Annotated in this window: 6 protein-coding genes; all 6 read right to left on the bottom strand. The window is 62.1% G+C overall.

The genetic code is table 11. The features are described 5' to 3' along the window. Window positions 1–83: 83 nt before the first annotated feature. The 6 genes from ACQ4WZ_RS21290 to hppD all read right to left on the bottom strand — a co-directional run bounded on the left by ACQ4WZ_RS21290 (window position 84) and on the right by hppD (window position 12716). Window positions 84–1250 (bottom strand): MGDG synthase family glycosyltransferase, encoded by a 1167-nt coding sequence (locus tag ACQ4WZ_RS21290; RefSeq protein ID WP_436574475.1) that lies wholly within the window; start codon window positions 1248–1250, stop codon window positions 84–86. 85 nt (window positions 1251–1335) lie between these two features. Beyond that, window positions 1336–3132, bottom strand: coding sequence for a M14 family metallopeptidase (locus ACQ4WZ_RS21295; RefSeq protein WP_133988842.1), 1797 nt, complete (start codon window positions 3130–3132; stop codon window positions 1336–1338). A gap of 124 nt (window positions 3133–3256) precedes the next feature. Then, on the bottom strand, window positions 3257–5977 hold the full coding sequence (locus ACQ4WZ_RS21300; RefSeq protein ID WP_436574476.1) for a TonB-dependent receptor plug domain-containing protein: 2721 nt from the start codon (window positions 5975–5977) through the stop codon (window positions 3257–3259). A gap of 163 nt (window positions 5978–6140) precedes the next feature. Further along, window positions 6141–7661, bottom strand: coding sequence for a S41 family peptidase (locus tag ACQ4WZ_RS21305; protein ID WP_436574477.1), 1521 nt, complete (start codon window positions 7659–7661; stop codon window positions 6141–6143). A gap of 123 nt (window positions 7662–7784) precedes the next feature. Beyond that, entirely contained in the window at window positions 7785–11381 is a 3597-nt protein-coding gene (locus ACQ4WZ_RS21310; RefSeq protein ID WP_101483540.1) for an indolepyruvate ferredoxin oxidoreductase family protein, read from the bottom strand. Between the two features lie 207 nt (window positions 11382–11588). Then, window positions 11589–12716 carry a 4-hydroxyphenylpyruvate dioxygenase gene (hppD, locus tag ACQ4WZ_RS21315; RefSeq protein ID WP_436574478.1) on the bottom strand — a complete coding sequence of 376 codons (1128 nt, stop codon included), beginning with the start codon at window positions 12714–12716 and terminating at the stop codon, window positions 11589–11591. Between the last annotated feature and the right edge of the window lie 29 nt (window positions 12717–12745).

A 12745-nucleotide genomic window follows, 5' to 3' on the forward strand; every position in this document is an offset into this window, starting at 1 on the left:
TCAGGGCTGCGGAGAGTCGATGCGCGCGCGTATCTCGTCGAGATTGGAAGGAGCGCAGGCTGATCACGGTCGTGATGCCCTTGTTATCGAAGAGCGGCGCCAGCGCGCCCGTCGTCCAGTACCAGCGCCAGCACGTCGCAGGCGGCGCGCGGGCGGCCCAGCGCCAGGGCCTTCGCGCGCATGGATTGCAACTGCTGCGGATGGTCGAGCAAATGGCGCACGCGATATTCCAGGGTCACGGCATCGAAGGCCTTCAAGGCCACGCCCTGCTCCAGCAGATAGTCGGCGTTGCGCTCCTCCTGGCCGGGAATCGGCGCATTGACGATCATGGGCAAGCCCAGGGCCAGGCATTCCGAGGTGGTCAGCCCGCCCGGCTTGGTGATCACCAGGTCGGCACAGGCCATCAGGCGCTCGACTTCGCTGGTAAAGCCTTGCGCCAGCAAGCGGCCCGGGTACTGGCTGGCCAAGTCCCGCAACGCCGCCAGCACGGCGTTATTTTTCCCCGCCAGCACGATCAGCTGGAAGTCACCGTCCAGCGCCAGCAGGCGCGCGGCGACGGTCTCCAGGCTGCCCAGACCGGCCCCGCCGCCCATCAGGAGGATGGTCGTGCGCTGCGGGTCGAGGCCAAATGCCTGCGCGCACTGCACGCGCTCCGGCACTTGCGCGAACGCGGGCATGATCGGGATGCCCGTCACGTGGATGCGGTCGGCGGGGATGCCTTCGTGGCGCATGCGGAACGCCACCTCGTCGGTGGCGGCAAAATAGCCCTGCATCCGTTCTTGCACCCACATGCGGTGCAAATCGAAGTCGGTGACCTGTACCCAGACGGGGCAGGCCAGCTGTTCCTGGCGCAGCGCGCGCGACAACAGTTCGGCCGGCAGAAAATGCGTGCAGATGATGGCGTCGGGCTGGAAGGCGGCGATCTGCGCCATCAGGGCGCGCGTGTTGAGGCGCTCGATGCCACGGCGCAGGCGCTGCATGGAGCTATCCTTGGGCGCGTCATGGCTGGCATGGTAGAGATAGCCCCACAGCGCGGGTGCCTTGTTGACCAGCTTGATGTAAAAATCCGTGTACAGCTTGCGGAATGCGGGCGTGACAAAGTCCATCACATCCAGATGACGGGCCTTTGCCGCGAGACCGGTGCCGTCATCGCGCGCCGCATATGCCTCGATGGCTTGCGCCGCGCGCATGTGGCCGGCGCCGGCAGAGACGCTCAACAGGAGAATTTTTTTCTGCTTTTTTTCCGTCATGGGAAACCGATGCATGGAACAGGTGGCCGCTGACGCGGAGGATTGGAAGGCTGGCATTTTCGCATCACGGTCATCATGGGCCTTATCAATCCATGAAACTGACGGGCGCCACGTCGACACGCATGACCGGATACAGGTTCAGCCGCTCATCCCACGAGGCGTGGCGGCGGGCGAAAAACTCCAGGCGCGCATGCGGATTCTTTGCAAACGCGGGCTCGTCGGCCAGCTTCTGCCGGAATTGTGCCGCCAGCGCCGGGTCGGCCGCCATCTGCGCGCGCGCCACATCCTCGGCCACATAGTCTTCCATGTATTCCTTGCGCTCGAACGCGGTGTTGAAGCTGCCCCAGGCCAGCAGCGAATCGGGCGCGCGCGGTTCGAGCAGCGCCATCACCAGGCGCGCCTTCGGCTGGTTGACGGGCACGTACAGCACGCCCGCATCGACCAGGCGCTCTTCCTTTTGCCATTCGCCCTGTACCGCCAGCGTCTGGCGTCCTTCGAACGACTGCGCGCCAAACTTCACTTGTGTGGCGCGGAAGACTTCCACATTCTGCCTGGCGATGATGCTGCTCATTTCCTGGTAAGCGATGCCGTGCTGGCGCAGTTTGGCGCCCACCATGGCCGCCTGCGCGCGCGGCACCAGGTAGCCGGCCTTCGGCGCGGCCGCCTGCAGGTCGGGCACGATCTCGTCGCGCAAGGGCACGTTCCAGATTTGCGGCGTCTTTTCGTCATAGCGCGTCATCAGCGCGCCCGAGACCTCGGACGGCGTACGCGTATAGGCATAGCCGCGAAACGCGATCATGCGGCTTTTCTCCGTGGTCTTGTAGCTGAGGGGAAGCTGGCTGCCGGCCAGCTGCATCGCGCGCATGTCCGCCTCCACTGCGGTCTGCTGCCATGCGGCACCGTGCTGCGCCATGTGCGACAGCAGGGAAATGATGGTGTTGCGCGTGATGCGCACACGGGTCGGGTAGTCCTTCCACGAGTGGGTTTCCACCAGCACGCCGAAACGGTTACGTAACAGGAAATAGCCGTGCGAAAAGCGCGGATTCGGCGTCGAATCGACAAAACCCGACTGGGGATTGTCTTCCTCGGCAAACGACATGTAGAACGGCTTCGGATCGGAACCCTGCTTTGCCAGGTCGGCAAGCACGCCGTCGCGCAGGGCCGTCCCCGCCACACGCAAGGCCGCATCGCCCGCGTGCACGGGTTCGACCTGGATCGAGATATCGGGTTCGAACTGCGCGCCGTCCGTCACGTGCAAGTCCACGTAAGCCAGAGGATCCCAGGCATTGACCAGCGCCAGCATGTGCTGCATCTCGGGAGAGTCGGCCTTCATGTAGTCACGGTTCAAATTGAAATTCTGCGCCGTGCTGCGCCAGCCCATTTCCTGCGGCCCCCGCTGGTTCGGGCGGTTCCAGGCAGCAAAGCGCTCATGGCCGTCGACATTCAGCACCGGCACGAATAGCAGCACCTGCTTGTCCAGCGCGCCGGCGGCCGCCTTGCCTTCCAAGACTTCGCGCAGGGCCAGGAAACCGGCATCCTTGCCGTCGATTTCGCCCGCATGGATGCCGCCCTGTACCAGCAGTACCGGTAACTTGCGCAGCTTGGCCGCCTCCGGCGTCAGCGCTCCCGTGTTGGAAACGGCCAGCGCCAGCATGCGTCGTCCTTCCGGCGTGCGGCCAAATTCAAAGCAGCGCACCTGTTTCGGATGGTGCTCCTCGAAGCGCTGGCACAAGGCTTCCACCTCCTCGTAGCGGCCGGTCTGCTGGAAACCCGAGTACTCGGCCACCGTCCTCAGGGAAAACTGCCGCATATCGCGTGCGGCATGCGCGTTGACGGAAAACAGGGAAAACACGGCGGCGGACAACAGGACATGGCGTAGCATCGGGCTAGCTCCATCAAGGGGGACAAGCGGGCAATTATAGAGTGGCGGTCAGGTAAAAACGCAGCGGCCAATAAAAAAGCCGGAACAGCGTCAGCTGCTCCGGCCTTGTTCTGCCAAGCGTGAGTTACGAGCCAAAATGGTAGTTGAACTCGATCCATCCCTGGCGGCCTTGCGGGCTGTAATTGCCGATTGGGTAGTACGGCCAGCCATTGCTGGTATCGCGCTTGATCTTGTCGAACACATTGTTGACGATCAGCGAGACGGTGGCGCGGTCATTGATGCGATAGACGGTGCTGATGTTGGCCAGCGCCGTTGGCGTCAGGTAGCCGGTGCCGGCGGCATTCGGCACCTTGCCGTAGCGGCTGACCAGCAAGGTATTCGACCAGTCGCCAGCCGCCCAGTTGACGCTCAGGTTCAGCTTGTCAGGCCAATCCATGTTCGTCATCGATTTGGTTTCGTCGGTCTCTTCATCGCCGACGAATTGCTGCGATTTCTTGCTCAGCACCCGGGCGTAGTTGGCCTTGAAGGCAAAACGGCCATAGTCTGTCGTGCGCAGCAAATACTTCAGGCTGATGTCGACGCCGCTGCTGCTTTGCTTGGCTGCGTTGATCGGGTTGACGGTGATGGTCTTGATCTCGCCCGCCTTGTTCAAGGCATTGGCCGCGTAACGCTCGATGCGGCCCACGGTATCGACGCAGGTCGGCGAGCCGATGTCGGCCTTGCCCAGGCGGCAGTCGGATTCATCGCGCAGCAGCTTGTCGGCGCTCAGGTTGGTCACGAGGTCGTCGATCTTGATGCTCCAGTAGTCGACCGAGACGTCGAAATTGGAACTCGGCGACCAGACGGCGCCCACGCCGAAGGACTTGCCCTTTTCCGACTGCAGGTCGCGGCTGCCGTTTTGCACGTAATCGGCGCCAGGCGATTTATTGGCATATTCGCAGCCTTCGATGGCTTGCCCGGCAGCGTCGCAACGGTAGTAGTCGGTGGTGCTCGAATAATAGCCTTTGCCGCGGGCCTGGTAGATGTAATTCATGTCCGGCGCGCGGAAGCTGGTGGCGTAGTTGGCGCGGAACAGCAGCTCGGGCGCCGGGCGCAGTTCCAGCCCGCCGTTGTAGGTGAACTTGCCTTCCTTGCGGCCGGCAAAGCTGTAGCGGTCATAGCGGCCAGCCAGGGTACCCGTCAGCTTTTCATGCAGCGGCACATTCAATTCCGCGCCCAGCGCATAGCGCGAACGGGTGCCGGCTGTGGTGCCCGAACCGGTGGCGATATTGAAATAGCCTTCATCGATGCGCGTATCGGGTTCGTTGCTGAAGCCCTGCTTGCTCGCTTCAGCTATCGTGGCGATTTTCACCGTGCCGGCAGGCAGCTGGAACAAGTCGCCATTCGTAGCCAGGCTCAGCGTATTCGTCCATGCCTTGTCATTGCTGTCGCTGTAACCGCTGATGCTGTCGAATTCGGCGGGCGTCAGGCGGCGAGACAGGCGCGCCGCATCCGGTGCGTAGATGGCCACGCCCTTGGCATCCGTGCCCAGCTTGGGTCCCAGGAAGAAGCTGTCGATGTTCGACAATATGCGCGGCGTGTGGCCTTCGCTCTTGTAGACAGACGCGTTGTAGTTGGCTTCATACTGCCATGCGGTGCCCGGGATGCGGCCCTTGGCGCCCAGCGAGATGGCGGTCGCCATGTCGTCCCAGCTGCGTTTGTAGCGCTGCACGCCGCCGATTTCCTCGGGCGACATGAAGCGGGTCCACTCTTCGTAGGCACCGCTGTTCTGGTTCAGGAAGTAACCGTTGCCCAGCGAGGCCGAGGTCCACGACGGGCCGCGCGTCGTGTTGACGGTCTTGTTCTTGCCAAGCAGGAAGTCGGCAAACAAGGTCGTATCGGCATCGAGCTCGTAATTGGCGCTGCCAAACACGTTCTGGCTGCTATTTTTGGTCTGCGTGGTCCAGTAAGTGGGACGGGCTTTCGGGCTGGCGCAATAGCTGCCATTTTTTGCCGTGTACTTGCTGACGCTGCCGCCGAACATGTCGCCAAACTGGCTGCAAGTGTCGCCCAGGTCCACATAGCGGCCGGATGTGCCTGACGCCATCACGCGACGCGAAGCGACCGTGGTCGGCACGCCCGAGCGGCTGGTCATGAAGTCGCGGTCCATGCTCCACAACGGGTCGCGCTCGCTCAATTCCACGCTGAACAGGGTATGCAGCTTGTCGAAATTGCCGCCGCCCGTCAGCTGCACACGCTGGTTGCCGGCGCCGCCACGCGAGGTGCCGCCCAGCTTGACGTTGATATCGAAACCTTCCGCCTGTTTTTTCAGGATCACGTTGACCACGCCGGCGATCGCGTCCGAGCCATAGATGGCCGAGGCGCCGCCGTTGAGGATCTCGATGCGATCGACAATGCTAGACGGGATGTTCGCCAGGTTGGTGAAGTTGACGGCGCCGTCATAGGCGATGGGGAAGTCGGCCAGGCGGCGGCCATTCAGCAGGATCAAGGTATGGTTCGGACCCAGGCCGCGCAGGCTGATGGTATTGGCCGACGGCGTGAAGGTATTGCCGTAATCTTCGCCTTGCGTAAAGCCGCTGTTCTGCACCTGGCTGGTCAGCGCGTCGAAGACGTTCTTGTAGCCCTGCTTGGTGATTTCATCGCCGGTCAGGATGGTGACGGAGGACGGGCCTTCCAGGCTGGCGCGGGGAATGCGCGAACCGGTGACCACGACGGCTGGCGGGGTGGCCGCCGGCTGCTGATCCGCTGTGGGCGCTTGCGTTTGCGCGTGCGCCTGCCATGCGGTGCCGCCCAGGATGGCCAGTACGCCAAGGCTGAGCGGTGTTAACTTGAACTGTTTCGACATCGTTGCGCTTCTCAAGGTGGGAGAAAAGCGGCAAGATAGCAAAATGCCAGTCATTCCAGAACGAATGGATTCATCTTTCTATATATCAAAATTGTTATATAGAAAGATTCATGAGCAGGAAAACGCCAGGCGCGCAGGCTAGCTCATGGCAGAAACATGCGCTTTAACGGCGCATGATGGCAATTTCCTTGTAAGACGGCCGCAACAGGCGCGTGGCCGTGTCGACCGGACTCTCCATCGAACTCAACAGCCTGGTCGCGCCCGTGGCCGGGACGCAGCTGCCGCTGCTGCGGTAGCGCAGCGCCGCCGCCAGCATGCCTTCCGCCGCGTCACCCAGCTGGTGCTGATAGTCGTCCGTCACGTTGCAGGTAGGCGCCATGCCATCGGCATAGTCGCCAAAGCCCTTGGCGTTGACACCCTGGAACTGCACGGCGAAATAGGTGGTGCCGCAATTCGGTGCAGGGTAAAAACCGTAGGGCTTGCCGCACGTCGTACCGCCGATCAGGTTGACTTGCACATCCACGCCGCGCAAGCCGTTGATGATGGCTTCACTGGCGGAGCAGGTATTGCCCGTTGTCAGCAAGGTCACCCGCTTGAGACCCAGCGAAGGCAGCGCCGTCCCCTTGGGCAGGGGGTTCGGCCCGCCGAAACCCTGGCTTTGCGCATGGAATGGCATGGGCGCTTCCGGCGTGGTCTTGTCATTGAAGAGCACCTGCTCGAAGGTCTTGCCGGTGGTGACTTGCGGACCTGCAATCATGTAAGCGAGCTCGCTGGCGACATCGAGGTAGCCGCCGCCGTTGTAGCGCACGTCGAGCACCAGGTCGCTGATGCCGGCAGCCTGGAAGCGGCGCATGGTCTCGACCAGCTGGCGCTCGGCCACGTTGTTATGCGTATTGAAGGTCAGGTAGCCCACCTTGCCCGTGGGCGTGTCGATGATGCGCTCGTTCTGCACGGCGCTGGTGCTGACCTCGACGGCCTGCAGGGTGGCGCTCAGCGCCGTCCCACCACGGCTGAATCCCAGCGTGTGCGTGCCTTGCGCTGCAGGGAACAGGCCCGCGTTGATGATATTCACGCTGGCCGTATCGGGGGCATTGACGAAATCGGTTCCGTCGACGGTTTGCAGCACGTCGCCGCGCCGCAAGCCCGCCAGCGCCGCCGGCGAACCCGGCTCGACGATGGAGATCACGGCCTTGCGCGGCGGCGTGGTCTGTGTGATGGCCAGCAGCATGCCGTAACCCAGTTCCACGCCGTTGAGCGAGGCTTCCCATTCCGCCGTCGTATACGTGAAATGGAACTGGTCCTTGGGCTTGCCGGACGCCGTCGTGGCAGTCGTTTTGAGCACATCGAAATACGCCTTCGGCGTGGCAAAGCTTTGCGGCAGGTACGAGGTCGGCACTTCGCGGTACCACAGATACGTTTCATCGATCCAGCTGCGCACCCAGGTCAGCTCATCGAGCAAGGTGCCCGGCTTGTCGATGCTGCTGCCGCTGCGCGGCGCCGCGCAACGGTTCACCACCGTGGATGCAGCGACCAGCGCCGTGGGGCCCGTCGGCGCCACGGGCGGGACGACGGGTGCACTATCGCTGCCACCGCCACCGCCGCAGGCACTCAACAGCAATGCAAGAGCAAGAGCAGGAGGACGAGCAAGGGGAACCGCCAGGGCGGAAAAGCGCAAGGAAGGCATGACAAACTTTCCAGAAAGAAATTATCGAAAAATTATAATGCGTTTTACAAACAGGCGTTGTTTTCTTTGACACAAAAAAATGGCGCCCGCAGGCGCCATTGTTACAGCGTAAAGTTCACCCCATCACGCCACGGTGGCCGCCACGGGCGCTGCCACGACGGGCGGCAGCGGCGTTGGCGCGTTGAAGGCGATCAGCAGACTCGCTTCCTTCTCTTTCGCCGCCTTCAAATGACGCTCCTTCACATGGCCATAGCCGCGGATGTCTTCCGGGATGCTGGCAATGGCCACGGCTTGCGCCAGCTTGGCCGTCGTCAGTTTCGGCAGCAAGCCGCCAACCGTCGCGCGGTATTCGGCAATCAGCGCGCGTTCCATCTTGCGCTCGGCCGTATGGCCGAACACGTCGAAGGCCGTGCCGCGCAAGCCCTTGAACTTGGCCAGCACGCCGAACGCCTTCAGCATCCACGGGCCATATTCCTTCTTGATCAGATGGCCCTGGGCATCCGTTTTCGCCATGATCGGCGGCGCCAGGTGGAACTTGAGCTTGATGTCGCCTTCGAACATGGCGGCGATCTTCGCCTGGAAGGCGCCGTCCGTGTACAGGCGCGCCACTTCGTACTCATCCTTGTAAGCCATCAGCTTGTAGAAGTAGCGGGCCACGGCTTCCGTCAGGCGCAGATGCGGGCCATTCAGGGCGCTTTCGGCGGCGCGCACCTGGCCGACGAAGTCCAGGTACTGCTGCGCATACGCGCGGTCCTGATAGGCAGTCAACAGGGCCACGCGCTTTTCGATCACATCGTCGAGCGTGTCAATGCGCTTGAATTCCACCACCTTGGCGGGGGTTGTCATGCGCACCAGGCTGGCCGTATCGTGGGCGCCCGCGCGGCCCCAGTTGAAGGCGGCCTTGTTGAACGCCACCGAGACGTTGTTCAAGTCGATGGCCTTCATGATGGACGCTTCGGTGAGCGGTACCTTGCCCTTTTGCCAGGCATAACCGAGCATGAACATGTTCGTCGCGATGGAGTCGCCCATCAGCGCCGTGGCGATCTGGCCCGCATCGATGAAGTCCACGTGGTCGCTGCCGCAGGCCTTTTCGATTTCCATGCGCGCGGAAGCGCCTGGGAATTGCCAGTCCGGGTTTTTCACGAAGGCGGCCGTCGACGAGCTGGTCGAGTTGATCATGGCCCAGCTGCGTCCTTCTCCCATGCGCGACAGGGCATCGCGGCTGGCCGTGACGATCAGGTCGCAGCCGATCACGAGATCGGCCGCACCGGTGCCGACGCGGGTCGAGTGGATGTCTTCCTGGCGGTCAGCCAGGCGCACGTGCGACATCACGGGGCCGCCTTTTTGCGCCAGGCCGCTCATGTCCAGCACGGAACAGCCCTTGCCTTCCACGTGGGCCGCCATGGCCAGGATCTGGCCGACGGTGACCACGCCCGTGCCGCCGATGCCGGTCACTAAAATGCCGAATGGTTCCGCCGTCGAGGGAATGACTGGTGTCGGCAAGGCCGGCACCGCCGGTGCATCCTTGTCGGCGCCAGCCGCCTTCTTCGGCTTCTTCAAGCCGCCGCCTTCCACCGTGACAAAACTTGGGCAGAAGCCCGTCGTGCACGAGAAATCCTTGTTGCAGGACGACTGGTTGATCTGGCGCTTGCGCCCCAGTTCCGTTTCCAGCGGTTCCACCGACAGGCAGTTCGATTGCACGGAGCAGTCGCCGCAGCCTTCGCAGACGGCTTCGTTGATGACGGCGCGCTTGGCCGGATCCGGATACTCATTGCGTTTCCGGCGGCGGCGTTTTTCCGAGGCACAGGTCTGGTCGTAAATCATGGCAGACACGCCGGGCATGTCGCGCAGTTCGCGCTGCACGTCCATCAGTTCCGAACGGTGGCGCACGGTGACGCCTTCCGCCCAGGCGTAATCGTCCGGGTACTTTTCCGGTTCGTCCGTGACAACGATGATGGGACCGACGCCTTCGGCGGCGATCTGGCGCGAAATGATGGCCGGAGACAGGGGGCCGTCGAATTCCTGGCCGCCCGTCATCGCTACCGCATCGTTGAACAGAATCTTGTAGGTGATGTTCACCTTGGCCGAGACGGCGGCGCGGATGGCCAGGATGCCCGAGTGGAAATACGTGCCGTCACCGAGGTTGGTAAACACGTGCTTTTCATTCGTGAACGGCGCCTGCCCCACCCAGGTGACGCCTTCGGCGCCCATATGGGTAAACGTCGACGTCTCGCGGTCCATCCACAGCACCATGTAATGGCAGCCGATGCCGGCCAGCGCGCGCGAGCCTTCCGGTACCTTGGTCGAGGTATTGTGCGGGCAGCCGGAGCAGAAGAACGGCGTGCGGTCTTTCTGCGGATCGGGTTTCGCGCTGATCGCTTTCAGCACATTCTCTTTGGCTTCCAGGTAGGCGATGCGTTCCTTCACGCGCTGCTCGACGGGATGCCCGGCGTAGTAGCGCGAAATGCGGCTGGCAATCGCGCGGGCGATCATGGCCGGGTTCAGCTCATACGTGGCCGGCAGCAGCCAGTCGCCGTGTCCCGTGCCCTTCTGGTTGCTCCATTCGCCCGTGTCGTCGAACTTGCCGACCACGCGCGGACGCTCGCCATCCTTCAGGTTGTACAGTTCTTCCTTCAGCGCGTATTCAAGGATTTGGCGCTTTTCTTCCACCACGAGGATTTCATCGAGACCCTTAGCGAATTCGTGCACGCCGTCCGCTTCCAGCGGCCAGGTCATGCCGATCTTGTACAGGCGGATGCCGATGTCGGACGCCGTCTGCTCGTCGATGCCCAGGTCGGCCAGCGCCTGGCGCGTGTCCAGGTAGGATTTGCCGGCCGTGATGATGCCGATGCGCGCCTTCGGGCTGTCCCAGATGATTTTATTGAGCTTGTTGGCACGCGCATACGCCAGCGCCGCATACCATTTGTAGCTGTTCATGCGCACTTCTTGTTCCAGCACCGTGTCGGGCCAGCGGATGTTCAGGCCACCTGCCGGCATTTCGAAGTCGGTCGGTAACACGATCTGCACGCGGTCCGGGTCGAAATCGACGGCGGCGCCCGACTCGATGATGTCGGTCACGCATTTCATCGATACCCACAGGCCCGTGTAGCGGCTCATGGCCCAGGCGTGCAAGCCGTAGTCGATGTATTCCTGCACCGACGACGGGTACAGCACGGGGATGCCGCAGGCGTTCAGGATATGGTCGGACTGGTGCGCGGTGGACGAGGATTTGGCCGCATGGTCGTCGCCGGCCAGCACCAGCACGCCGCCGTGCTTGGCGGAACCGGCGTTATTGGCGTGCTTGAACACGTCGCCGCAGCGGTCGACGCCAGGGCCCTTGCCGTACCACATGCCGAAGACGCCGTCGTATTTCGCGTCTTCGAACAGATTCGTTTGCTGCGTGCCCCAGACAGCCGTGGCGGCCAGGTCTTCGTTCAGGCCCGGGTGGAATTTGACGTGGTGTTCATCGAGGTATTTCTTGGCCTTGATCGCCGTCATGTCGACGGACGTCACAGGCGAACCGCGGTAACCGGTGATATAGCCGGCCGTGTTCAGGCCAGCCTTGAGGTCGCGCTCGCGCTGCAGCATGGGCAGGCGGATCAGCGCTTGCGTGCCCGTCATGAAGGCGCGTCCACGCTCCAGCGTGTATTTGTCGTTCAGGGAAATCTCGGACGCGTGCGCGCCCGGCTCAAGACTCGAGCCCTTGATTGGTGCATTCATTACTTGTCTCCATTGTTCTCTGTGCTACGCGTGCAAAGTCGGTTGAACTCACACGTACCGGCCGCGCTTTGTGAGCAATGCCGGTGCGGAAAAATGACTTGTTTGTCGTAGACTACCACAGGAATGCGCGCAGTTCTTTGCTGCACTGCACTCCCGCGTCGCTGCCTTTTTGCTACTATTTTTACTACTACTTGCTACAAAGCAACATTACGCCGCATTCGTATCTTTCAGCACGCCTCGCTTGATCTGGTCCAGCTCGATCGACTCGAACAGGGCGCGGAAATTGCCCTCGCCGAAGCCCTGGTCGCCCTTGCGCTGGATGATCTCGAAGAAGATCGGACCGATCACCGTCTGCGTAAAAATCTGCAGCAGCAGTTCGCGTTCCGTTTCCGTGCTGTGGCCATCGATCAGGATGCGCAGGCGGCGCAGTTCTTCCAGCTGCTCGCCGTGGTTCGGCAGGCGGCGGTTGACCAGTTCATAGTAAGTTTCAATCGTGTCCTGGAAATCGATACCTGTATCGCGCATGCCTTGCACGGAAGAGTAGATATTGTCCGTGCCCAGGGCGATGTGCTGGATGCCTTCGCCATGGTACTGGTCCAGGTATTCGGCGATCTGCGACTTGTCGTCCGACGATTCGTTGATCGGAATGCGGATCTTGCCGCATGGCGAAGTCATGGCCTTGGATTTGAGGCCCGTCAGCTTGCCTTCGATGTCGAAATAGCGCACTTCGCGGAAGTTGAACAGGCTTTCGTAGAAGCTCGCCCATTCCTTCATGCGGCCACGGTGCACATTGTGCGTCAGGTGGTCGATATACGTCAGGCCATGGCCGACGGGGTTGGCGACAGCGCCGGGAATGGCGACGAAATCGACGTCATAGATGCTGATGTCGCCAATACCGCCCGGTGCGGCCGCGTTTGGCTTGTCGGCGCCCTTGCCGCGCCAGCGGTCGACGAAGTACAGCAGGGAATCGCCCACGCCCTTGATGGCAGGGATATTGAGCTCCATCGGGCCCGTTTTATTGTCGAAACCCCAGGCGCCCAGTTCCAGCGCGCGGCGGTACACAAAGGCCGCGTCGTCGACGCGGATGGCGATGGCGCACACGGATGGGCCGTGGTGGCGGGCAAAACGCTGCGCGAACGAATCTTGTTCGGCATTGATGATGAAATTGATGTCACCCTGACGGTACAGGGTCACATCCTTGTGGCGGTGGCGCGCGATGGCCGTGAAGCCCATGTTCTCGAACAGCTTGCCCAATGCTTTTGGGTCTGGTGCTGCATACTCGACGAACTCGAAACCATCGGTACCCATCGGGTTATCCCAAGGCTGAAATTGCATGATGTCTCCTCCAAGAAGTAGCGCACAGT

The organism is Janthinobacterium darwini, from assembly GCF_051380905.1.
Lineage (GTDB): Bacteria > Pseudomonadota > Gammaproteobacteria > Burkholderiales > Burkholderiaceae_D > Janthinobacterium.

Excerpts from the sequence above, each read along its gene's own strand:
- ACQ4WZ_RS21300 (WP_436574476.1), bottom strand. The coding sequence starts at position 5,977 with ATGTCGAAACAGTTCAAGTTAACACCGCTCAGCCTTGGCGTACTGGCC.
- ACQ4WZ_RS21290 (WP_436574475.1), bottom strand. The coding sequence starts at position 1,250 with ATGACGGAAAAAAAGCAGAAAAAAATTCTCCTGTTGAGCGTCTCTGCC.
- hppD (WP_436574478.1), bottom strand. The coding sequence starts at position 12,716 with ATGCAATTTCAGCCTTGGGATAACCCGATGGGTACCGATGGTTTCGAG.
- ACQ4WZ_RS21295 (WP_133988842.1), bottom strand. The coding sequence starts at position 3,132 with ATGCTACGCCATGTCCTGTTGTCCGCCGCCGTGTTTTCCCTGTTTTCC.
- ACQ4WZ_RS21310 (WP_101483540.1), bottom strand. The coding sequence starts at position 11,381 with ATGAATGCACCAATCAAGGGCTCGAGTCTTGAGCCGGGCGCGCACGCG.
- ACQ4WZ_RS21305 (WP_436574477.1), bottom strand. The coding sequence starts at position 7,661 with ATGCCTTCCTTGCGCTTTTCCGCCCTGGCGGTTCCCCTTGCTCGTCCT.